General features: G+C 60.5%; 21 protein-coding genes and 1 pseudogene. 10 read left to right on the top strand and 12 right to left on the bottom strand.

Going from position 1 to position 21951, the window contains the following annotated elements; all coding sequences use genetic code 11:
• Positions 1 to 95 precede the first annotated feature (95 nt).
• From B7L09_RS12040 to B7L09_RS12030, 3 genes are all read right to left on the bottom strand, one after another.
• Positions 96 to 1043 carry an ornithine cyclodeaminase family protein gene (locus tag B7L09_RS12040; protein ID WP_176457693.1) on the bottom strand — a complete coding sequence of 316 codons (948 nt, stop codon included), beginning with the start codon at positions 1041 to 1043 and terminating at the stop codon, positions 96 to 98.
• Positions 1044 to 1170: 127 nt separating this feature from the next.
• A complete protein-coding gene (rhlB, locus tag B7L09_RS12035) occupies positions 1171 to 2658 on the bottom strand; it encodes an ATP-dependent RNA helicase RhlB (RefSeq protein WP_094468994.1) in 1488 nt (495 codons plus the stop codon).
• Between the two features lie 85 nt (positions 2659 to 2743).
• Complete coding sequence (locus tag B7L09_RS12030) at positions 2744 to 3400, bottom strand: alpha/beta hydrolase (protein ID WP_094468993.1); 657 nt, start codon at positions 3398 to 3400, stop codon at positions 2744 to 2746.
• Positions 3401 to 3866: 466 nt separating this feature from the next.
• On the opposite strand from B7L09_RS12030, the gene B7L09_RS12025 reads away from it, so the two are divergent.
• From B7L09_RS12025 to B7L09_RS12000, 6 genes are all read left to right on the top strand, one after another.
• The gene (locus tag B7L09_RS12025) at positions 3867 to 4898 is read left to right on the top strand and encodes an amino acid ABC transporter substrate-binding protein (RefSeq protein WP_094468992.1); all 1032 of its coding nucleotides are present in this window, start codon (positions 3867 to 3869) and stop codon (positions 4896 to 4898) included.
• Positions 4899 to 4963: 65 nt separating this feature from the next.
• On the top strand, positions 4964 to 6145 hold the full coding sequence (locus B7L09_RS12020) for an amino acid ABC transporter permease (protein ID WP_094468991.1): 1182 nt from the start codon (positions 4964 to 4966) through the stop codon (positions 6143 to 6145).
• A gap of 10 nt (positions 6146 to 6155) precedes the next feature.
• Complete coding sequence (locus B7L09_RS12015; protein WP_094468990.1) at positions 6156 to 7253, top strand: amino acid ABC transporter permease; 1098 nt, start codon at positions 6156 to 6158, stop codon at positions 7251 to 7253.
• 11 nt (positions 7254 to 7264) lie between these two features.
• On the top strand, positions 7265 to 8029 hold the full coding sequence (locus tag B7L09_RS12010; RefSeq protein ID WP_003171943.1) for an amino acid ABC transporter ATP-binding protein: 765 nt from the start codon (positions 7265 to 7267) through the stop codon (positions 8027 to 8029).
• Positions 8030 to 8343: 314 nt separating this feature from the next.
• The gene (locus B7L09_RS12005; protein WP_094468989.1) at positions 8344 to 9003 is read left to right on the top strand and encodes a FadR/GntR family transcriptional regulator; all 660 of its coding nucleotides are present in this window, start codon (positions 8344 to 8346) and stop codon (positions 9001 to 9003) included.
• Complete coding sequence (locus B7L09_RS12000; RefSeq protein ID WP_094468988.1) at positions 8993 to 10294, top strand: CynX/NimT family MFS transporter; 1302 nt, start codon at positions 8993 to 8995, stop codon at positions 10292 to 10294. Before B7L09_RS12005 ends, B7L09_RS12000 begins: the two co-directional genes overlap by 11 nt.
• A 3-nt stretch (positions 10295 to 10297) precedes the next feature.
• On the opposite strand, the pseudogene B7L09_RS11995 reads toward B7L09_RS12000, so the two are convergent.
• From B7L09_RS11995 to B7L09_RS11965, 7 genes and pseudogenes are all read right to left on the bottom strand, one after another.
• Positions 10298 to 10924 (bottom strand): annotated as a pseudogene (locus B7L09_RS11995) (DUF1120 domain-containing protein); the annotation flags it as partial.
• 96 nt (positions 10925 to 11020) lie between these two features.
• Entirely contained in the window at positions 11021 to 11641 is a 621-nt protein-coding gene (locus tag B7L09_RS11990; protein ID WP_094468987.1) for a DUF1120 domain-containing protein, read from the bottom strand.
• An 82-nt stretch (positions 11642 to 11723) separates the two neighbouring features.
• A complete protein-coding gene (locus tag B7L09_RS11985) occupies positions 11724 to 12866 on the bottom strand; it encodes a DUF1120 domain-containing protein (RefSeq protein ID WP_094468986.1) in 1143 nt (380 codons plus the stop codon).
• Positions 12867 to 12876: 10 nt separating this feature from the next.
• A complete protein-coding gene (locus B7L09_RS11980) occupies positions 12877 to 15342 on the bottom strand; it encodes a fimbria/pilus outer membrane usher protein (protein ID WP_094468996.1) in 2466 nt (821 codons plus the stop codon).
• Positions 15343 to 15459: 117 nt separating this feature from the next.
• Positions 15460 to 16176, bottom strand: coding sequence for a fimbria/pilus chaperone family protein (locus tag B7L09_RS11975; RefSeq protein WP_094468985.1), 717 nt, complete (start codon positions 16174 to 16176; stop codon positions 15460 to 15462).
• A 51-nt stretch (positions 16177 to 16227) separates the two neighbouring features.
• Complete coding sequence (locus B7L09_RS11970; protein ID WP_094468984.1) at positions 16228 to 16848, bottom strand: DUF1120 domain-containing protein; 621 nt, start codon at positions 16846 to 16848, stop codon at positions 16228 to 16230.
• 66 nt (positions 16849 to 16914) lie between these two features.
• On the bottom strand, positions 16915 to 17544 hold the full coding sequence (locus B7L09_RS11965) for a DUF1120 domain-containing protein (protein WP_094468983.1): 630 nt from the start codon (positions 17542 to 17544) through the stop codon (positions 16915 to 16917).
• A 354-nt stretch (positions 17545 to 17898) separates the two neighbouring features.
• On the opposite strand from B7L09_RS11965, the gene B7L09_RS11960 reads away from it, so the two are divergent.
• The 4 genes from B7L09_RS11960 (at position 17899) to B7L09_RS11945 (ending at position 20488) form a co-directional block, all read left to right on the top strand.
• The gene (locus B7L09_RS11960; RefSeq protein ID WP_094468982.1) at positions 17899 to 18531 is read left to right on the top strand and encodes a response regulator; all 633 of its coding nucleotides are present in this window, start codon (positions 17899 to 17901) and stop codon (positions 18529 to 18531) included.
• A gap of 110 nt (positions 18532 to 18641) precedes the next feature.
• Positions 18642 to 19112, top strand: coding sequence for a nuclear transport factor 2 family protein (locus B7L09_RS11955; RefSeq protein WP_094468981.1), 471 nt, complete (start codon positions 18642 to 18644; stop codon positions 19110 to 19112).
• Between the two features lie 40 nt (positions 19113 to 19152).
• Positions 19153 to 19464, top strand: a complete 312-nt coding sequence (locus B7L09_RS11950) for a GIY-YIG nuclease family protein (protein ID WP_094468980.1) — start codon at positions 19153 to 19155, stop codon at positions 19462 to 19464.
• A gap of 88 nt (positions 19465 to 19552) precedes the next feature.
• Positions 19553 to 20488, top strand: coding sequence for a glutathione S-transferase family protein (locus B7L09_RS11945; protein ID WP_094468979.1), 936 nt, complete (start codon positions 19553 to 19555; stop codon positions 20486 to 20488).
• 72 nt (positions 20489 to 20560) lie between these two features.
• Here the strand turns inward: B7L09_RS11945 and B7L09_RS11940 are convergent, their stop codons facing one another.
• Complete coding sequence (locus B7L09_RS11940; protein WP_094468978.1) at positions 20561 to 20911, bottom strand: glutaredoxin family protein; 351 nt, start codon at positions 20909 to 20911, stop codon at positions 20561 to 20563.
• Positions 20911 to 21915, bottom strand: a complete 1005-nt coding sequence (yejK, locus tag B7L09_RS11935) for a nucleoid-associated protein YejK (RefSeq protein WP_094468977.1) — start codon at positions 21913 to 21915, stop codon at positions 20911 to 20913. The genes B7L09_RS11940 and yejK overlap by 1 nt, the downstream gene beginning before the upstream one ends.
• Positions 21916 to 21951 lie beyond the last annotated feature (36 nt).

The raw sequence follows: 21951 nt of genomic DNA, 5'->3' as shown, positions 1-21951 counted from the left end.
GGGCTTGCTGGCGATAGCGTCGCCGCNGTCGNTATCNNTNNTGACCGCGGCGTCTGCATCGCCAGCAAGCCGGCTCCTACAGGATGGGTGTGGTGTCAGGGTTGTAGGCGGTAGATGGCATTAGCCAGTGCGATGTCTTCCAGGCCCAGGCCGATCGAACGGAAGAACACATGACGGTCGTAGTCGGGACGCGGGACTTTTGCGCTGAGCAAATCGGGCAGGTCACCGACAATCGCGCGCTTGTCCCAGCCATGTTGTTCCCCTGCAATCAGCATTTCTCCCGCCGCGCCCGGGGTGGTCTGGCGGTAGTCGCAGAACACCTGCATGTCGTTGAGGCAGTGCGGCGGTACTTCATGGGCGCGTGGGGCGTTGGTGCTGATGGAGGTAATCAGCGCCGGTTTGCTCAGGCGCGAGGGGTCCATCACCGGGCCTGCCGACGAGGTGCAGAGCAGAATCACGTCCGCGTCNTGAATCGCCGCTTCGCGACTGTCGGCGATGGTCAGGCGTGGATCGAGGCGTTTGAGCTGTGCCAGTGTTTCAGGATTTTTATCGCTCAGGCTCGGGGAATAGAGGCTGATGCTTTGCCAGTCACGCAGATCCTTAACGTAATGCAGATGTGCCTGAGCCACCTTGCCGCTACCGATAATCGCCAGGCGCTGCGCCTTCAACGGGGCGAGGGCATCGACGGCGACGGCGGTGGTCGCGGCCGTGCGTGCGGTGGTCAGCTCGGCCGCATCACACAGCAACAGCGGCTGGCCGGTGTGCATCGACATCAACAATGTCCATGCCGTCACCAGTGGCCCTTGGTCGCGCACGATGTAGGGCGACGTCTTGACCCCGTACACCCCGTCTTCAGCCAGCACACCCAGGTAGTTGATGAAGTCGCCGGCGCCCTGAGGGAATTCCACCAGTTGCTGCGCCGGTTGCACCGCTTGCCCGGCCGCCAGATCGCGGAACAACTTGCGCAGGATCTGCGGCACGTCGATCTGTGCCAGCAACTCGCGGGCCTGGGGTTGGGTGATCACGTAAGGCGTACTGGACATGGTCGGCTCCGAGCGCTGTAAATAAACTAATTTGTCCATTATGGACTTTTAGTTGTATTGGGCAATATCGGGGCGAAAAAAAAGCGCAGTCCGTTTCCGGCTGCGCCTTTTTCAGCAAGGGCCCGAGTTACGGACGCTTGCGCTCAACTGCCCGCAGTAGATGCGTCGGCGGCGTTTCACAGCTGATTTTCCGACCCAGCAACGCCTCGATGGACGGTAGCTGGTAGGAGTCATCTTCACCGGCAAAGCTGATCGATACACCCGCAGCGCCTGCACGGCCGGTACGGCCAATGCGGTGCACGTAGTCGTCCGGCACTTCCGGCAGGGTGAAGTTGATCACATGGCTGATGCCATCAATGTGAATTCCGCGCCCGGCAACGTCAGTGGCCACCAGCACGCGAATCTTGCCTTCGCGAAAGCCTTCCAGGGTCTTGATGCGCTTGTGTTGCGGCACATCGCCGGACAGTTGCGCAGCGTTGACTCCGTCACGCACCAGGCGCTCTTCGATGCGCCGCACTTCATCCTTGCGGTTGGCAAACACCATCACCCGCTCCCAACCGTTGTCGTTGACCAGGTTGTAGAGCAGCTTGTACTTGTCGGCGCCGGCGACGGCGTAGATGTGCTGTTCGACGTTTTCGCTGGCGACGTTCAGCGCTTCGATCTCGACGATGGACGGGTCGGTGGTCCACTGCTTGGCGAGGTTCATCACGTCTTCGGTGAAGGTCGCGGAGAACAGCAGGGTTTGGCGCTCGTTTTTCGGCGGGGTCTGGCGAATGATCTGACGTACTTGCGGGATAAAACCCATGTCGAGCATGCGGTCGGCTTCGTCCAGCACCATCACTTCGACCATGTCCAAATGCACGTCGCCGCGCTGGTTGAAGTCGAGCAGGCGGCCCGGGGTGGCGACCAGGATGTCGCAGTGACGGGCTTCGAGGTGCTTGAGTTGCTTGTCGAAGTCCATGCCGCCAACGAACGTCATGACGTTGAGGCCGGTGTACTTGGTCAGGTCGGCGGCGTCCTTGGCGATCTGCACCACCAGCTCCCGGGTAGGCGCGATGATCAGCGCCCGCGGTTCACCCATGTAGCGTTCCTTGGGTGGCGGGGTTTCCAGCAGTTGCGTGATGATCGAAATCAGGAANGCAGCGGTCTTGCCGGTGCCGGTTTGCGCGCGACCAATGGCATCTTTGCCGGCGAGGGTGAAACCCAGCACCTGCGCCTGGATCGGCGTGCAGTACGGGAACCCCAGGTCCTGGATGGCGTGCATCAGTTCCGGGGCCAGTTTGAAATCGTGGAAGCGGGTTTTGCCTTCCTGGGGTTCAACGGCGAAGTCTTCGAGTTTCCAGGGAATGACTGGCGCTTTCGGTTTCGGTTCGCGACGCGGCTTTGCCGGTTTCGGCGTTTCGCTGCGCGGTGGCTCGGCGGCGACAATCTCGACAGGTGGGGCGGCCGGTGTGGTCACAGGCTCGTGTTTCGGTGCCGCTACGGTTGCGGTCCGGCCAGGCTGATCACCGTCGGTGCGGTGGCTGGGGATATGAGACGGAGCGCTGGGAACTGGCGCGAGCTGCTCAGTCTCGCTTTTACCGAACATTTTTTTGAGTGCTTTGAGCACGGTCATCTCATCAATTGGTTAAGGAATATACGCCGGCCAGTGTAATGCAAGAATCGGGCGCGGCGTAGTGGGATGGATCAATGGGTAGCTTTTAGCGTAAACGCTCGGCCAGCCACACGCCGATGTCGCGAATTTCTTCGGGTAACACTTCGTGACCCATTGGGTATTCCTGCCATGTCACGGTGACACCACGGCTCTTTAAATACTCGTGAGCGGTGCGGCCCATGGCGTTTTGAACGACGTCATCGTACTGGCCATGCAAAGACAGTACGGGAATGCGTTGCTGGCTGGCCGAAAGCTCCATTTGATCGCTGAAGGTCGGTGCGTACGTCGAGAGGGCAAGTACGCCACCCAGCGGCCCCTGCCACTTCAGGAAAGCGGTGTGTAACACCACGGCGCCGCCCTGGGAAAAACCTGCCAGAAAGATGCGCGAGGCGTCTATTCCGATAGCTCGCTGCACTTCGATCAAATTAACCACTCGCTGCGCCGACTCTTCCAGCTGCTCACGGTTGATCGCGCGCGCCGGGCTCATGGCCAATATGTCGTACCAGCTAGGCATCTCGTAGCCACCATTGATGGTCACGGCGCAGGTCGGTGCCTGGGGGAGAACGAAGCGCGTAGTCAGCAGGGTTTCCTGCAACGCCTCGGCCACCGGCAGGAAGTCGTAGCGATCGGCGCCCAGGCCGTGCAGCCATATAACGCAGGCGTCTGCGGGCTTTACGGGTTGAAGAATCAGGGGCTCGGTCATGGCTGCTCCAATTTTGTGCGTGCGCTCTCATTAAGTGCGTGACTAGAGTGCGCGTCAGGTTGATCCGTTAAGAAGATGTCGCAAGGCTACAAGTTTTGCTATTGACCTGTCCCTTAACCGCATCGGCAAGCGGTCTGGTACGGGCTTTGCTATGTGAAAGCGGTGCAACCCATCTCGCGCCTTGCGGTAACACTATCAGTGTACTGCTGGCAGCGGGATAGCAAAGAATCCGGTGATGGATGTTCGCCAGTGGCCGCTACGGGCTTCGCGAACGTGAAAGGGCTACAGCCCGTTCGGCCGATTGGTGAGAAGTGAGTTGTCCATGATGTGGATTTTCTCTTACTAGACTCATAGCTAAGGTCTTTACGTCGGTTGACCCCAAAAAAAGCCAACACGGGTCGACTACGCCTCATAAGGGTGCGNCTGGNNTGNNGCTCCGACACAACAAGAGCAACTGGAGGTTTGAATGAAGGTATTGAAATCCACCCTGGCCATCGTNACTGCAGCTGCAGTGCTCGGTGTCAGCGGGTTCGCTCAGGCGGGTGCAACCCTGGATGCAGTGCAGAAGAAAGGTTTCGTACAGTGCGGCGTCAGCGACGGTCTGCCGGGCTTCTCGGTTCCGGATTCCACCGGCAAGATCCTCGGGATCGATGCTGACGTTTGCCGCGCTGTGGCTGCCGCCGTTTTCGGTGACGCAACCAAGGTCAAATTCAGCCAGTTGAACGCCAAGGAGCGTTTCACCGCGCTTCAGTCCGGCGAAGTCGACATCCTGTCGCGCAACACCACCATGACCAGCTCCCGCGATGCGGGCATGGGCCTCAAGTTTCCGGGCTTCATCACCTACTACGACGGTGTTGGCTTCCTGGTTAACAACAAGCTGGGCGTGAAAAGTGCCAAGGAACTGGACGGTGCAACCATCTGCATCCAGGCCGGTACCACCACCGAGCTGAACGTTTCCGACTACTTCCGCGCCAACGGCCTGAAGTACACCCCGATCACCTTCGACACCTCCGATGAAAGCGCCAAGTCGCTGGAATCCGGTCGTTGCGACGTGCTGACCTCCGACAAGTCCCAACTGTTCGCNCAGCGCAGCAAGTTGGCCTCGCCGAAAGACTACGTGGTGCTGCCGGAAACCATTTCCAAAGAGCCGCTGGGCCCGGTCGTTCGTAATGGCGACGACGAGTGGCTGGCCATCGTGCGCTGGGTTGGCTACGCCATGCTCAACGCTGAAGAAGCCGGTATCACGTCGAAGAACGTTGAAGCNGAAGCCAAGTCCACCAAGAACCCGGACGTCGCACGCCTGCTGGGTGCTGACGGCGAATACGGCAAAGACCTGAAAGTGAANAAGGACTGGGTCGTGCAGATCGTCAAGCAGGTNGGTAACTACGGTGAAGTGTTCGAGAAAAACCTCGGCAAGAGCACACCACTGGAAATCGACCGCGGGCTGAACGCCTTGTGGAACNNTGGCGGCATTCAATACGCACCCCCTGATAGCTGATGGTTCTGTCACCCGGTGGGCCAACCACCGGGTGATGTTCTGTTCCATTCTTTCCGGGGCACTTCATGCAAAATCAAATCGGCGCACCAAAGCAGAAGCTCAGCTTCAGCGATCCCAAAGTGCGTGCGTGGCTNTTTCAGATCATCACCATTGTGGCGGTGGTCTCCATGGGCTGGTATCTGTTCGATAACACCCAGACCAACTTGCAACACCGGGGCATTACCTCCGGCTTCAGCTTTCTGGAGCGCAGTGCCGGTTTCGGCATCGCGCAGCATTTGATCGACTACACCGAATCGGACAGCTATGCCCGAGTCTTTGTGATCGGCCTGCTCAACACCTTGCTGGTGACCGTGATCGGTGTGGTCCTGGCGACCCTGCTCGGTTTCATCGTCGGCGTTTCACGGCTGTCGAAGAACTGGATCATTGCCAAGCTGGCGACTGTTTATGTGGAAGTCTTCCGCAACATTCCGCCGCTGCTGCAGATCCTGTTCTGGTACTTCGCGGTGTTCCTGACCATGCCGGGGCCGCGCAACAGCCATAATTTCGGTGACACCTTCTTCGTCAGCAGCCGCGGCCTGAACATGCCGGCCGCGTTGGTGGCGGACGGTTTCTGGCCGTTCGTGGCGAGCGTCGTCGTGGCCATTGTCGCCATCGTGATGATGTGCCGCTGGGCCAATAAGCGTTTCGAAGCCACTGGCGTACCGTTCCATAAATTCTGGGTCGGCCTGGCGCTGTTCCTNGTGATCCCGGCGTTGTGCGCCCTGATCTTCGGCGCGCCGTTGCACTGGGAAATGCCCAAGTTGCAGGGCTTCAACTTCGTTGGCGGCTGGGTATTGATCCCCGAACTGCTGGCGTTGACCCTGGCACTTACCGTCTACACGGCAGCGTTTATTGCCGAGATCGTGCGTTCGGGCATCAAGTCCGTCAGCCACGGCCAGACCGAAGCCGCGCGCTCCCTGGGCCTGCGCCCTGGGCCGACCCTGCGCAAGGTCATCATCCCGCAAGCCCTGCGCGTGATCATTCCGCCGCTGACCAGCCAATACCTGAACCTGGCGAAAAACTCCTCGCTGGCCGCCGGTATCGGTTACCCGGAAATGGTTTCGCTGTTTGCCGGCACGGTGCTCAACCAGACCGGGCAGGCGATCGAGGTGATTGCCATCACCATGAGCGTGTACCTGGCGATCAGCATCAGCATTTCCCTGCTGATGAACTGGTACAACAAGCGCATTGCGCTGATCGAGCGGTAAGGAAAAGCGCATGAGTACTCATACTTTCAAACCCGACATGCCACCACCGAGCAAAGTCTTCGGGCCGGTGGCGTGGATGCGCGCGAACATGTTCTCCAGCTGGCTGAACACCGCGCTGACCCTGTTCGCGTTCTACCTGATTTACCTGATTGTGCCGCCCATCCTGCACTGGGCCATCCTGGACGCNAACTGGGTNGGCACCACGCGCGCCGACTGCACCAAGGAGGGCGCCTGCTGGGTGTTTATCCAACAGCGCTTCGGGCAGTTCATGTACGGCTACTACCCCGGCGACCTGCGCTGGCGCGTAGACCTGACCGTGTGGCTGGCCATCGTTGGCGTGGCGCCGTTGTTCATCTCGCGTTTTCAACGCAAGGCGATCTACGGCCTGAGCTTCCTGGTGTTGTACCCGATCATTGCCTACTTCCTGTTGCACGGCGGGATCTTCGGCCTGACCAACGTGGCGACCAGCCAATGGGGCGGCTTGATGCTGACCCTGGTGATTGCCACGGTCGGCATCGCCGGCGCCTTGCCGCTGGGCATTGTGCTGGCGCTGGGGCGACGTTCGAACATGCCGGCGATTCGTGTGGTCTGCGTGACCTTCATCGAATTCTGGCGCGGCGTGCCGTTGATCACGGTGCTGTTCATGTCCTCGGTGATGCTGCCGTTGTTCCTGCCTGAAGGCATGGGCATCGACAAGCTGTTGCGGGCACTGATCGGCGTGATCCTGTTCCAGTCGGCCTACGTGGCTGAAGTGGTGCGCGGTGGCTTGCAGGCGATTCCCAAGGGGCAGTACGAAGCGGCCGCGGCGATGGGCCTGGGTTACTGGCGCAGCATGGGCCTGGTGATTCTGCCGCAAGCCCTGAAGCTGGTAATCCCGGGCATCGTCAACACGTTTATTGCGTTGTTCAAAGACACCAGCCTTGTGATCATCATTGGCCTGTTCGACCTGCTCAACAGCGTCAAGCAAGCCGCCGCCGACCCTAAATGGTTGGGCATGGCCACTGAAGGCTACGTGTTCGCCGCCCTGGTGTTCTGGATTTTCTGTTTTGGTATGTCGCGCTATTCCATTCATTTGGAACACAAGCTCGACACAGGCCACAAGCGTTAGGAGTTGTTGTTATGAGCGAAGCGATCAAACAGCCTGTGAGCCCTGAAGGCATTATCCAGATGCAGGGCGTCAACAAGTGGTACGGCCAGTTCCATGTGTTGAAAGACATCAACCTCAACGTCAAGCAGGGCGAGCGTATCGTGCTGTGCGGCCCGTCGGGTTCGGGCAAGTCCACCACCATCCGCTGCCTCAACCGTCTGGAAGAGCACCAGCAGGGCCGCATCGTGGTCGACGGCGTGGAACTGACCAACGACCTCAAGCAGATCGAAGCGATCCGCCGTGAAGTGGGCATGGTGTTCCAGCACTTCAACCTGTTCCCGCACCTGACCATCCTGCAGAACTGCACGCTGGCGCCGATGTGGGTACGCAAGATGCCCAAGCGCAAGGCCGAAGAAATTGCCATGCACTACCTGGAGCGCGTGCGCATTCCGGAGCAGGCCCACAAGTTTCCGGGGCAACTGTCCGGCGGCCAGCAACAGCGTGTGGCGATTGCCCGTGCGCTGTGCATGAAGCCGAAAATCATGTTGTTCGACGAGCCGACTTCGGCCCTCGACCCGGAAATGGTGAAGGAAGTACTCGACACCATGATCGGCCTGGCCGAAGACGGCATGACCATGTTGTGCGTGACCCACGAAATGGGCTTCGCCCGCACCGTGGCCAACCGCGTGATCTTCATGGACAAGGGCGAAATCGTCGAACAGGCGGCGCCGAATGACTTCTTCGACAACCCGCAGAATGATCGGACCAAGTTGTTCTTGAGCCAGATTCTGCATTGATCGACGCCAGGCAGTGAAATAAACCCGGACCGTGTCCGGGTTTTTTTTGCCCAATCAAACGCTCCACCTGATGCCCGCTAACCCTGCAGGAGCCGGCTTGCTGCGGGCGGCGTTCCGACGATGGCGGCATAACAGCCGCNCTAGTGCGCAATAGTGAGAGGCGTTGCCAACGTTCAGTTCTGAATGTGTCGGCACGATCGCCATCGCCAGCAAGCCGGCTCCTACAGATTTGCGGTGGATCCGTTGCCTTGTCCGGCTAAGCTGACTAACATGTCAGAAAATTCATCCTATGATTGGATGAAAGGGCGAATCCTATGTCAGACATTTCTCCACTCGTTAAACGATCCCTGGTCGATCAGGCCCTGGATCAACTGCGCCAACGCATCAACAGCGGCGCCTGGCAGGTCGGCCAGCGTTTGCCTACCGAGCCAGAGCTGTCCGCCGAGCTGGGCATCAGCCGCAACACCGTGCGCGAAGCCATGCGCGTGTTGGCGTTTTCCGGCTTGATCGAAATCCGCCAGGGCGACGGTAGCTATTTGCGGGCGGTGATCGATCCGCTGGATACCATGAAGGCCCTGTCCCGCTGCTCCCACGAACAGGCCCGCGAGACCCGGCACATCCTTGAAGTCGAAGCCATCGGCCTCGCGGCCTTACGCAGAACTGATGAGGACCTGGTGGCCTTGCGCGAAGCGCTGGGCGTCAGCGGCAGCCACTACCACGGCGATCTCGACAGCTACATTGCCTGTGATCTGGTGTTCCACCGCCGTCTGGTGGACGCTGCGCATAACCCGACCCTCAGCGAGCTGTATCGCTATTTCTCCAGCATCGTCGGCGCGCATTTGCGCCAGACCTTGAACATCACTCCCCGACGCCAAGAGGTGTTCGACCTGCATATCGAACTGCTTGATGCCGTCGAGCAACGCGACCCGGAACGGGCCAAAGCCCTGTCGAGGCAGTTGATCAATGAACCTTGAAACCGAGAATGCCATGTCTAGCCACACCACTACTCAACCCAAGCGCACGGCAGAACTCGAAGAGCTGCTGATCGACGCCGAGGCCGATGACGAAGAGGTCCAGCAGCGTCCTCCAATCCTGCGTCGTCCGTGGCTGTTGCTGCTGGGTTTGATTCTGGTCGCGCTGAACCTGCGCCCGGCGTTATCGAGCATGGCGCCGATGCTCAGCGAAGTCTCGAAGACGCTCGGCTTGTCGGCGGCTCAGGCCGGGTTGCTGACGACGTTGCCGGTCCTCTGTCTCGGCTTGTTTGCTCCACTGGCGCCCTTGCTGGCGCGACGTTTTGGCGCCGAGCGCGTGGTGCTGGGCATTCTGCTGACGTTGGCGGGCGGGATCATTCTGCGCAGTTCGTTCGGTGAAGTCGGCCTGTTCGCCGGCAGCCTGATTGCCGGTGCGAGCATCGGCATCATCGGCGTCTTGCTGCCGGGTATCGTCAAGCGCGACTTCGCCAAACAGGCGGGCACCATGACCGGCGTCTATACCATGGCCCTGTGTCTGGGTGCGGCAATGGCGGCCGGCGCGACGGTGCCGTTGAGCGAGCATTTCGACAAGAGCTGGGCCCTGGGCCTTGGTTTCTGGGTCGTGCCCGCGCTGGTCGCGGCGGTTTTCTGGTTGCCGCAAGTCGGGCAGAAACACGGCGCACACAACGTCGCGTATCGGGTTCGCGGCCTGTTNCGTGACCCGCTGGCCTGGCAGGTGACCTTGTACATGGGCCTGCAATCGTCCCTGGCGTACATCGTGTTCGGCTGGTTGCCATCAATCCTGATTGGTCGCGGCCTGACCCCGACCCAGGCCGGTCTGGTGCTGTCGGGTTCGGTGATCGTCCAGTTGGCCAGTTCTCTGGCGGCGCCCTGGCTGGCGACGCGCGGCAAGGACCAGCGCCTGGCGATCGTGGTGGTGATGCTGCTGACCCTCGGCGGGTTATTCGGCTGCCTGTATGCGCCACTCGATGGCCTGTGGGGTTGGGCGATCCTGCTGGGCCTGGGGCAGGGCGGCACCTTCAGCCTGGCGCTGACCTTGATCGTGCTGCGCTCGCGTGATGCCCACGTGGCGGCCAACCTGTCGAGCATGGCCCAGGGCATTGGTTACACCCTGGCCTCCATGGGCCCGTTCGCGGTCGGCCTGGTGCATGACTGGACCGGCGGATGGACCGCGCTGGGCTGGATCTTCGGCGTGATCGGTCTTGGCGCCATCGTTGCCGGCCTCGGCGCCGGGCGTTCGTTGCTCGTTCAGGTGGTCAGCGAAAAGGTCTGACGACAGGTCAACAACCTCCAGTGTCGCTGAACCGTCGTTGCGCTGTTTATGGTGGGCGGCATCGTCCTTGCCGGGCGCGATGACCGTTTCGACCGTCACCCGGCTGGTCAGGTTGCGGATGGCTATCGGGCCGGCGCTGCTGCCTGCGCTGTCGGTAAAGCCGAGATAGCTTCGGGAGCCCATCGGGATGGGCTGGCTGTTCGACGGGCTCCAGGCTTTGCCCCCCGTGGTCGAGTCGGTTCGATAGACCTGCGTCAGGTCGTCCACCACCGTGCTGGCAGGATCGAAGTTCAGCGAATACAAGCCGATTTTATTGTGGCTGTGGTCGTGGTTCAGGCCGTAGTAAATCTCGCTGTTGACGATGGCCGAGCCGTCGCGGTTGTCGCGCATCAGCAGAGCAAAACGCGTGAGCGCATTGCACTGAATGTTGAGGTCGAGTGTCTGGTCGCGCAGTCGAGTGCGTTTGTCGACGTTCAGGTCTTGCCGGGAGATTTTTCCGTAATCGACGAGGCCGCTGTTGGACAGCATCGGGGTGCAGGCAAGTGGGGTGATGAGGCCTGTGACCCTCAGGTCTGTCGATGAGGTGGCCAAGGTGAGCGGCGACGTCAGGACGAAAAGGTCTGACGACAGGTCAACAACCTCCAGTGTCGCTGAACCGTCGTTGCGCTGTTTATGGTGGGCGGCATCGTCCTTGCCCGAAGCGAGACCTCGGGCAAGGTGCACGGCTTACAGGTACTTCATTTCAAATGTGGCTGAACCGTCGATGGTGACATCGTCGGTTAAGGTGAGGCTATCGGCGCGGGCAATGAAGGTGTAGATCGTCAGTTCCATCGTGAGGTCTTTCACGGAGATTGGAGTGAGAGTGCCGACAGCGCTTATCGATGTGAGGTTATCCTTCAGGATCTGATAGATGCGTGTCCAACTCGCACCGTTATCAGTTGATCTGATCGAGTGCACAGGTTGTCCGTCCGCAAGCGCGCTTTGGATCGATGGCGTGAAATAACCTATTTTTTCGTTATTGCTGGTCAGGCCCAATCCGAAATACAGGTTGGACGATGATGTTCCGGCTTTGTTATCAATACCGTTAAGTGCAAATGGCGTTGACGCGTCACACGCGACTGTCAGCTGTATCGGATGACTGCCTACTATCGTGTCACTTGTCAGGTTGAGGTCTTTTGCCTGCACCTGGCCGACGTCGACCATTCCTCCATCGGACAACGAAGGAGTGCAAGCTCTCGGCGTGATGAGACCTGTGACAGTCAGGTCAATGCTCGAAGCCGCCACTGCATAAGGCGCAACGCCAATCAGTGCGGTGGCGGAGAGTGCTGCAAAGTACATTTTGATCATTGTTTACTCACTTCTCAGGTTGTGCCCTGACTGCCCCGAGACGCGCAAGTGCGTCCCGGATCCAGCAGGATCGGGTTGGGTGTTACAGGTAAATAATCTCGATCGTCCCAGCGCCATTGATGTCGATGGCGTTGCTCATATCCAGGCTGTTGGTGGGAGTGATGACAGCGTCGACGGTCACCGTGGTGCTGAGGTTCTGGATGAGCACCGGGCCGGTGCCGCTGCCAGCGTTGTCGGTGAACGCCAGGTAACGGCTTTTGCCGATGGCGATCGGGTTGGCGCTGCCTGTGCTCCAGGCCGTGCCGGCGGTGCTGGAGTCGGTTCGATAGAGGCGGGCGAAGCCGTCGGCATTGGCGTCGGCCGGGTCCACGCGCAGTGAAAAACGGCCAATCCTGTTGCCGCGGCTGTCCTTGCCCAGGCCATAGTCGATCTCGCTGTCGAGCGTCGCCGAGCCTGAGCGGTTGTCATGCATGATCAAGGCGAAGGACGCCGGCGCGTCGCAGCCGACCATCAGCGTCAACGATTTGGGCGGCAGGCGTGTGTCCTTGTCTGCGTGCAGGTCTTTTTTCGACAGGGTGCCGAAGTCGACTACACCGCCGTTGGACAGCACCGGCTCGCAGGCCGCCGGAGCGAAGCGGGCGCGCAAGGTCGCCTCGCGGGTGCGTCCGGCGGCGACGGCGTCGAACACCCCGAAGGCTTCCCAGGTCACCGCGTCACGCACCTGCATGCCTTGCTCTTGAACCCAGGCCGTCAGCTCAAGCTGCGCCGAGAAACTGCGCCCCTGCACCGGCACGCCGGCCTGCACCGGGACGACCCCGTGCTTCGGTCGCCAGATCAGGCTCGAAGCCGTCTCTGCCGGCGGCTGACCGACCCCGGCAATTAACCCGATATCGACCGATTGGCCATCGAGCACGGCATCACGAATACGCATCTGATAGCTGCCGCGTTCGGCAAAGTGAAAGCGTTCGGCGGTCGCGGCCATCGCCCGGTAGAACAGGCTCATGTCGATGGGCTGCGCACAGCTCAAGGTCATGCTGAGTTGGCGTTCACCGAGGTTGCGCTCCGGTGCGGCATCAGGCCGTATCGCCCGGTTCATCAGCCCGTAATCGAGCACCGGCTGGCTCAGGTTGAACTGGCAGTCGTCCGTGGACGCCGAAGCCAGCGGCGTGAACCCGCTTAGTGCCAGGAGCGCGAGGGTCAATAGCAGATAGCGCAACAGGTTCATGAAATCATCCTCAGAGGGCTCGGCACTTGGCGGGGGCGGTTTCGTAGTACACGTTGGCGTCGGCGTCGGTTGGCAGATCGAAGCGCAGTTCGCAGCGCTCCAGCCCCGGCGCGCTGATCCACAACGCACGGCGGTCGAGAGCGTTGGGCAAAAACACCAGGCCGCCGTCCTGCACCAGGGTCACGAACTCACCATCCGCGGTGTTCACGGAGGCACCGCGCGGCAGGGGCGCGCCGTTGGCGGTGGTGGCCTTGAGCAAGGCGCGGCGGGTCATCGTGATGCCGAATTCAATGTTGTCGACCGCGCCGCGACCGGCCGAAATCACCGCCAGCCCGTTGTGAATGTCAGCGTTGCGCGGCAGGGTTTTGGTGTCGACTTCCACCGGGCTTTTGCCGTAAGCCGTCACTTGCGGGATCACCGCCTGACCTTGCCAGTCGGTCCACACCGGGCCGCTGGGGGTCGACACTTTGATCGAACCCATGTCACCGACCGACAGCAACGCAAAGGTGTCGCTCACCGGGTACGGCGACAGCGTCACGCCACCGCCGTGCAACACCGCGCCACCGCGAGCGCTGGCCTGATAGCTGGACCGCTCGGCGTCGGCGCGGGTGTAATTGAGATCGAGCTGGGTGTAGCGCGGCAGCAGCGAAACGCCGGCTGTGGATTGCACCTGTTTGTCGCGCGTGTCGTGTTCGACGCCCACCCGGTAACCCAGCTGATCGTTGACCCGTTCACTCAAGCCCACGCCGCTGCGGTATTCGCCAGCGGAACGGCGTACCCAACTGCGTGCCCGGCGGTTCTCGCCCAGCGGGATGCTGAGGTTCAGGTAGACGCTGTCATCGTTGCCGTTCGAACCGCTGAGCTGCCATTCGGCGGTCGCCGAGACGGATACGCCAGCGATGTTGGTGCCCCAGGACGCGAGGGCGCGGCTGCTGCTTTGGCCGTCGAACGAACTGGAGCGGCTGAAACCGCTGCTGAAAGCGCCGAGCCATGGATGCGACCATGACAGGGCCGCGCTTTGCTGATCGCGGTAAAGGGACTGGCTGTTGTCGGACGTGTTGGCGAACACCGCCTCTTCCAGTTCCCGGTAGCCCGGGGTTCGGTAAGAACTACCGGCATTGATCGCCCACTGCTCGCTCAACCGATGCGAGACGCTCAGGTCAACTTGAAGCCCCTGACTTGAATGTCTACTGCTGGCGTCCGCGCCAGTCAGCGTGGCTTGCACCTGGGTGACAGGCGAGGGCAACAAGCCGACGCCGGCGCCCGCCGCTCGATAGTCGGCGGCGCCGGTCAGGCCGGCGCTGAGCAACACTTGCGGGGTGAGCGCACCGCTCCAGCCGCCGCTGATGACCCAGGGATCGCCACCCTGCGCGTCACCGACATTGCGCACCTGACCGGCGCCCAGCGAGTAACCGGGCGCAGGCAAACTGACCCCCAACATCGCGGCCGGCACGGTAAAACTGCGCTCGCTGCCATCGTCCTCCTTGATCGTGACTTCCACGTCGGAACGCGTGTTGAGCCGCCGCACGTTGGTGAGTGCGAACGGCCCGGCCGGCACCACCGTGGAATGAATCAGCGAACCGTTCTGGCGGACTTCGACCTGGGCCTGACTGTTGGCGATCCCTTCGATGACTGCGCTTTGCCCTTCGACCTGCAGCGCTTGCTCGTTCAGTACTTGCACGCCGGTGATCTGCGCACCGGCGAGCACGGGGTTGTAGAGGTTGATCTGACCCGCCTGCAGCACCGCTTCCTGGCTGGCGAAAGTCCGCTGGGCGTAGGCCGCGATATGAGTCGTTGTGGGCACGTCGCCCTGCCAGGTCTGCACCTGACGACTGCGCACGATCCAGTCACCGGCATTGAAGCCGAGTTCGGTGTTGGCCGAGGCATAGCGGCTGGTATTGTCGCCGGAACGGCTGTGCAAACCGGTGACGTCGTAGTTGATCAAACCGGCGACACCACCGGTTTGATAGCCAGAAAAATCCCGGGCCGTGGGACGTATCGCGTCAGTCGGTACGATCAACGACAGGGCCAGGCTCGCGGGGTCCGGTTCGATGACGGTCTGCGGCGCGCTGCCAAGAAAATCGTGGCATGGGCCATCGTCCAGCAAACGAGCGGGCACCTTCAGGTTCGCCGCATCGAGCAGCGCGGGATCGAAGCACAGCGCACCTTCGCGATCGAACGTGATATCGACCCGGCCATGACGCTGGCCGTTGACGGTGAGCGTGACCGGGTGACGGCCGGACGTGAACTGCGGCGCCTGCATCAGCAGCGTCGCCAGCGCTGGATCGATGCCGCGCTGCAGTAACGTGTCTTTGTCGAACGACGCTGGCATCGACACCTCAGCGTGGGCGTCTAGCATCATCAGCGCATTACTCAGCAGCACCGCCAATGTGGTTCGCCGCCATGGATGAGGGCGAGCGCCGTCCCGAGTAGCGGGCACGGCTTCGCCATCACGGTAATTCGATACTGTGTTCATCAGGATCACTTGGGTTATTGCGGCGTGCGGTTACAGGCGCGCCTGTGGCAACGGCCAGGTAGCCGTCGCCTCGAAACATGGGCGCTCATCGTTCCTTGATGACGCCGTCAGGGTGGTTCAGGACTGGATGGGCGCCTCGTAAAGTGGCACTGCAAAGCCATAGACCGTGGCCGGTTGAAAACGCACCTGCGTGGCGGCGCCTTCGGGCACCTTGATGCTGATGTGCTCACCGGGTAGCACGTAGGTTTTCGGCAGCATCGCGCTGCCCGCCGCCGGCAACAATTGCACTTCCTGGCCCAGGCGCACCACATAAGGCGTGTCGTTGCGCACGGTCAGTTGACCGTCCTTCAGCGACCATTGCAGGTCGGTCCACGGCGTGCGATTGGGCGCCAGGCCCTTGGGGTGCAGGATCACTGGCAGGTTCTGGCGCACCGTCACGCCCACCTGTGCGTGCCCGGCCTNGNCGGGCGATTTGCCTTGGGGGATGCCTTCGAAGATCACCCGCTTCAAACGCTGAGTGAGCAGGGGCTTTTCCGTTTGCAGAATGAACCGCACCAATTGAGTTTTGCCCGCTTCGACGCGTGCCAGGGGTGGCGTCACGAACACCAGGGACTCACGGTCTTCGGCAATGTCTTCGAGGGTGACGTGCATCAACGCCAGGTTGGCATCGGTGTTGGTCACGGACACGGACGCTTCGCCATCGGCCTCGTTGACGATGACCACCGAAGTGTTCGGCACCATGCCGTCGGCTTGGGCGTGTGCGGTCAGCAGCAGGGCGAATGCGCCGATACCCGAATGGAACAGATGACGGGTGACACTGGAAAACATCGTCATGACATGTCTCGTTGAATGTTCGAAAAAAATGGAGCCGGGAACACCGGTCGATCAGTAGTTCAGTTGCACGGTGACGTGCCCATCGATGGGGATTTCGTCGGTCAGCGTCAGGTCGTTCGCGCGAACGATGGTGGTGAACGCCGTGAGCCGTGCGCGCAAATCCTTGATGGCGATCGGTGTGCCGAGGTCGTTCAACGCCGCGAACGCGGTCCGGCCGGCGTGCCCCAGGTAGGAGGACACTCGCCAGGAGGCACCGTCGTTGAGGGAAATGATGGTCTTCACCGCAACCCCATCGGCCACCGTATCGAACAGGCCCAGCGCAACACTGCCCAGGTTCTGGTCGTCGTTGACGACGCCCAGCCCGTGACTGTTGGGGTGGAAGGCGGAAGTGCCTTCGCGGTTGTCGATCGTCGTCAGGGTAAACGGCGTGGCGGCATCGCAGTTCACCTCCAGATACAGCGTGCCGTTCTCCAGAGCCGTGGGCTGGTCCGGTCTCAGGTCTTTCAGCGTGACTTTGCCGTGGTCGACGATGCCGCCGCCGGACAGGCTGGGTGTGCAGGCGCTCGGGGTGATCAGGCCGGTGACGCTTAAGTCTGTGCTGCTGGAGGCGAAGGCCATGGGGGCGCAAGCGATCAACAGTGGGGCCAATAGAGTGAAGGAGCATCGTTCCATGATGGGTCGTCCTTTGAGTGGGCGGGCAATGCTGTGTGTCGGGCGTTGCCCGTTGATGACGGAGGGTTACAGGTACTTGATCTGGAGGGTTGCTGAGCCGTCGAGTGTGACTTCGTCGGTCAGGGTCAGGCTGTTGGTGGGGGCGATACCGGTACGCACACGTAACTCAAGGCTCAAATCCTTCATCGCGATGGGAGCAATGTCGGCACCCAGAGCACCGACACTCCAGATGTTGTTGACCCCCCAGAATGCTGTCGACCCTTCCTTGAGCCAGGTCTCGCCGCCATCAGTGGAGAGAATGGCTTGAGCGTGGGTGGCGTCCGCCATCACATTGCGCGGAATAACGCGAAAGTGGCCCAGCTTTTCGTTGGTATTGATCAGCCCCAGGCCAAAGTAATTGGCCGCAGTGCCTGTGCCAGCACGGTTATCAATCGGGTTTATGGCAAACGACGTAGCCGCATCGCAGCTCACTGTCATTGGCATGATTATTTCTGGCAAGTAAGTGTGTTTGTCGGGATGGAGGTCTTTTGCGGAAAACTTGCCGTGATCGGCGATGCCGCCACCGGCCAGTACGGGTGTGCATGCATTCGGAGTAATCAGACCTTTCACGGTCAGGTCCGTGCTGGAGGTGGCAAAAGCGGACGAGGTTCCGGTCAGCAGCAAAGCAGCGGTCAGGAGGGATAAATGTTTGTTCATGTGCTGGCTCTTCCTTGATGAAAGATTGTTGGGAATTTGCCCTGTACGGACAGGGCGCAATCTATCGGTCGAAGTAGCCAGGCGGAATGCAACTAATACGAAAACGGAGGGGCCGGTGTATGAAAGCGTGTTGCGGACTACAAATCGCTCTCCTGTGTCGCGTTGTCTGTAGTCCTTCTGTGCGGCCGATGTAGCTTGTAAATGTAGGGCGGTTCTTTTTGTTGCATAGGAGAAAGACCAGGCCCCCGATTACATTGGGTGAGGTGGTTTTACGCACGGGAAAGGGCGTTGTCGTAGAACCCGGACAGCGCTATTTTTCGCGCATTCCGGTCACCAAACAGGATAAATCCGACAATGCGCGTAATCATTGCTGACGACCATCCGGTCGTTCGTATCGGCATGCGAATGCTCGTCGATCTGAACCGGACATGTGTGGTGGTAGGGGAGGCGGATGGTCCCGACAGTCTGTTGAGTCTGCTGTGCACGGCGCCTTGTGATCTGTTGATCACCGACTTTTGCATGCCGGGCAACTTGCAGGCCGATGGGCTGAAGATGCTGAGCCGGGTGCGACGTGGCTACCCGACGATGCAGGTCATTCTGGTCACGATGTTTGCCAGCGTGACGACGTTGAGGGCGGCGTTCGCACTAGGTGTGGTGGCGATCATCGACAAAGGCGCGTCGGCAAAGGAACTGCCCCTGGCGATCAAATCGGTGGGTGAAGGGCGCCGTTATATCAGCCAGTCGTTGCGCACCGCGCTGCTTCAGGCCGACGCGCAGGGTCAGTCGAGTTCCGCTGTGCTTTCCGCAAAAGAGCACGAAGTGGTCAGAATGCTCGCCAGTGGCATGACCGTCAGTGAGATCGCTGTTCACTTCAAACGCAGCGTTTCGACCATCAGTAAACAGAAAAACATGGCGATGCAGCGTCTGGGCATTTCCACGGATGTCGACCTTTTTGCCTATGCCCGTGAGAGTGGCATGGTGCATTAGGTTCGCAATGCACTCGGGCAGTCCCGATATTCCCGCCACGAATGCCCATGGTCTTCCCCGTGTTTGCAGACTATCGTGCTGGCAATCCTTCAAACGTCCGGAGCCTGCCCATGAGTGATGCCAACCGCGCATTGATCACCCAGTTCTACCAAGCCTTCCAGCGGCTGGATGCCGAGGCCATGAGCGCCTGCTATACCGACGATGTGCTGTTCAGTGATCCGGCATTCGGCGAACTGCGTGGCCGTGATGCCGGGGACATGTGGCGCATGCTCACTACNCGGGCCAAGGACTTTTCCCTGACGTTCGACCATGTACGAGCCGAGGACCTCACGGGCGGCGCGCATTGGGTTGCGACCTATCTGTTCAGCCAGACCGGCAACACAGTGGTCAATGATATTCAGGCGCAGTTCGTGTTTCGTGACGGCAAGATCTGCGAGCACCATGACAGCTTCGATATGTGGGCCTGGTCGCGCCAGGCGCTGGGTTTCAAGGGGCTGCTGCTCGGCTGGTCGCCAGCCGTGAGAAATGCCGTTCGCGCTCAAGCCTTGAAGGGGCTGAAGGCATTCCAGGCCAGTCGCTGATAAGATCGCGGCTTGTTTCCTCTCAAGCCTTGATCGTTACGTGACTACCCTCAGCGAAATCCCCGTCGACGCCGACACGCCGGTGAGCAAACCCTGGTTCGTCTACCTCGTTCGCGCGGCCAATGGTTCGCTGTACTGCGGGATCAGCGACGATCCTGTGCGCCGCTTCGCTACCCACCAACGTGGCAAGGGCGCACGCTTCTTCCTCTCCAGCCCTGCTGTGGCCCTGGTCTACACAGAAGCCTGCCGCGACAAAAGTGAAGCCTTGCGTCAGGAGCGCTTGATCAAAAAACTCAGGAAAAGCGCCAAGGAATGTCTGGTCGCAAGCGCCGCCGCAGGCTTATCAACCTGACTGATAAGTGCCCATCAGGCAGATCTGTAGGCTGCCCCCGGATTGCGCGCTAAGCTGCGGATTCACTATCCGTGCGGCGGAGCCGAGCATGTCCGAGTTGATTCTCCATCATTACCCAACGTCCCCTTTCTCTGAAAAGGCCCGTTTGCTGCTGGGTTTCAAGGGGCTGTCCTGGCGCTCGGTGAAGATCTCGCCGATCATGCCAAAACCTGATCTGACCGCCCTGACCGGTGGCTACCGAAAGACACCCGTATTGCAGATTGGCGCGGATATCTATTGCGACACGTCGCTGATTGCCCGTCGTCTGGAGCAGGAGAAAGCCTTGCCGGCGTTCTTCCCGGAAGGTCAGGAAATGATCGCCGCGACCTTCGCCGCCTGGGCCGATTCAGTGGTGTTCCAGCATGCCGTGAGCCTGGTGTTTCAACCGGAATCGATAGCGGTGCGTTTTGGCAGCCTGCCGCCGGAAGCGATCAAGGCGTTTCTGGCTGATCGCGCGGGACTCTTCAGCGGCGGCAGCGCGACAAAGTTATCCACCGAGCAAGCCCGTCACCAATGGCCGACCCTCATGGCACGCCTGGAGCAGCAGCTTCAACGCGAACAGGGCGACTTCCTGTTCGGCGAGCCGTCGATTGCCGACTTTGCGCTGGCCCATCCGTTGTGGTTTCTCAAGGCCACGCCCGTGACTTCACCCTTGGTGGATGCTTATCCGGCGGTGTCGGCGTGGTTTGGACGGGTGATGGGGTTCGGGCATGGTGCGTTCAGCGAGATGACCTCCGAGGCAGCGCTGGACGTTGCGCGACATGCCACACCGGCCGCGTTACCAGATGAGCAGTTCGATGAGCCGAACGGGTTTGAGGCTGGCCAGCAAGTGGTCATCGCGGCAACGGACTACGGCGTTGATCCGGTGGCGGGTGAGTTGCTGTTTGCGGGGCGAGAGGAATTGATTCTGCGTCGGGAAGACGAGCGGGGCGGTGTGGTGCATGTGCATTTTCCGCGGTTTGGGTTCCGCATCGAAGCGAAGTAGCCTGCTTCATGAATGCTGAGCACTCAAGCGGGAGCAAGCTCCCTCGCCACAGGGGTAGAGAGAGGCAATGGGTTACTTCAGGGCAGCGAGGATTTCGTCGGGGTCATAGCCGCGAATTAACGTCCCGTTCACATCGATCAACGGAATCCCGCGTCCACCCAGCGCCTCATAAGCCTTGCGTGCCTCGGCGTCTTTCTCGATATCAAATTCCTTGTACGGAATGCCTTTTTGATCGAGAAAGCGCCGGGTCAGTTTGCAGTAGCCACACCAATCGGTCGCATAGAGCACGACGCTGGCCTTGGCCTGGGTCTGCTCGGACACCACTTGGCTCGGATTGAACACCCGCTCGATCTTGCCCCAGTTCTGGTAAACCACGACCACCAGCAGGATCAGCAGGAATTTCTTCAGAATGCCGTTCAGCATCAGTTGCGTCGCTTGAGCTGATCGGTCAGCTGCGTCGGCAGGCCCTTGATAATCAGGGTGCCGGCNNCTTCGTCGTACTCGATCTTGTCGCCCAGCAGGTGCGCTTCAAAGCTGATCGACAGCCCCTCGGCACGCCCGGTGAAACGACGGAACTGGTTNAAGGTGCGCTTATCCGCCGGGATCTCCGGAGACAAGCCGTAATCCTTGTTGCGGATATGGTCGTAGAACGCCTTAGGCCGATCTTCATCGATCAAACCCGACAGTTCTTCCAGGCCCATCGGCTCGCCGAGCTTGGCCTGGCTGCTGGCGTAGTCCACGAGGGTCTTGGTTTTCTCGCGGGCCGATTCATCCGGCAGGTCTTCGCTTTCAACGAAATCACTGAAGGCCTTGAGCAAGGTACGGGTTTCGCCCGGGCCGTCGACGCCTTCCTGGCAACCGATGAAGTCGCGGAAATACTCCGACACCTTTTTTCCGTTCTTGCCTTTGATAAAGGAGATGTATTGCTTGGACTGCTTGTTGTTCTGCCACTCGGAGACGTTTATCCGTGCTGCCAGGTGCAATTGGCCCAGGTCCAGGTGGCGTGAGGGGGTCACGTCCAGCTGATCGGTCACGGCCACGCCTTCGCTGTGGTGGAGCAGGGCGATGGCCAGGTAGTCGGTCATGCCTTGTTGGTAGTGGGCAAACAGCACGTGGCCGCCCACAGAGAGGTTCGACTCTTCCATCAGTTTTTGCAGGTGTTCCACCGCCACTCGGCTGAACGCCGTGAAATCCTTGCCGCCCTCGAGGTATTCCTTCAGCCAGCCGCTGAACGGGTGCGCGCCGGACTCGGCATGGAAGAAACCCCAGGCCTTGCCTTGTTTGGCGTTGTAGCTCTCGTTGAGGTCGGCAAGCATGTTCTCGATGGCGGCCGACTCGGCAAGCTCGGAGTCGCGGGCATGGAGAATTGCGGGGGTGCCGTCGGGTTTTTTGTCGATCAGGTGGACGATGCAATGACGGATCGGCATAGGCTTCTCGGCTGGTTGAGGGGAGCGGTTGGCGNC

This window comes from Pseudomonas mandelii (genome assembly GCF_002251635.1).
In the GTDB taxonomy this organism is placed as follows: domain Bacteria; phylum Pseudomonadota; class Gammaproteobacteria; order Pseudomonadales; family Pseudomonadaceae; genus Aquipseudomonas; species Aquipseudomonas mandelii_B.
Note: the sequence above shows the minus strand (reverse complement) of the source record. Positions and strands in the feature narration are given on the sequence as shown.

Excerpts from the sequence above, each read along its gene's own strand:
- B7L09_RS12030 (WP_094468993.1), bottom strand. The coding sequence starts at position 3,400 with ATGACCGAGCCCCTGATTCTTCAACCCGTAAAGCCCGCAGACGCCTGC.
- B7L09_RS12010 (WP_003171943.1), top strand. The coding sequence starts at position 7,265 with ATGAGCGAAGCGATCAAACAGCCTGTGAGCCCTGAAGGCATTATCCAG.
- B7L09_RS12005 (WP_094468989.1), top strand. The coding sequence starts at position 8,344 with ATGTCAGACATTTCTCCACTCGTTAAACGATCCCTGGTCGATCAGGCC.
- B7L09_RS11990 (WP_094468987.1), bottom strand. The coding sequence starts at position 11,641 with ATGATCAAAATGTACTTTGCAGCACTCTCCGCCACCGCACTGATTGGC.
- B7L09_RS11985 (WP_094468986.1), bottom strand. The coding sequence starts at position 12,866 with ATGAACCTGTTGCGCTATCTGCTATTGACCCTCGCGCTCCTGGCACTA.
- B7L09_RS11980 (WP_094468996.1), bottom strand. The coding sequence starts at position 15,342 with ATGAACACAGTATCGAATTACCGTGATGGCGAAGCCGTGCCCGCTACT.
- B7L09_RS11970 (WP_094468984.1), bottom strand. The coding sequence starts at position 16,848 with ATGGAACGATGCTCCTTCACTCTATTGGCCCCACTGTTGATCGCTTGC.
- B7L09_RS11965 (WP_094468983.1), bottom strand. The coding sequence starts at position 17,544 with ATGAACAAACATTTATCCCTCCTGACCGCTGCTTTGCTGCTGACCGGA.
- B7L09_RS11960 (WP_094468982.1), top strand. The coding sequence starts at position 17,899 with ATGCGCGTAATCATTGCTGACGACCATCCGGTCGTTCGTATCGGCATG.
- B7L09_RS11945 (WP_094468979.1), top strand. The coding sequence starts at position 19,553 with ATGTCCGAGTTGATTCTCCATCATTACCCAACGTCCCCTTTCTCTGAA.
- B7L09_RS11940 (WP_094468978.1), bottom strand. The coding sequence starts at position 20,911 with ATGCTGAACGGCATTCTGAAGAAATTCCTGCTGATCCTGCTGGTGGTC.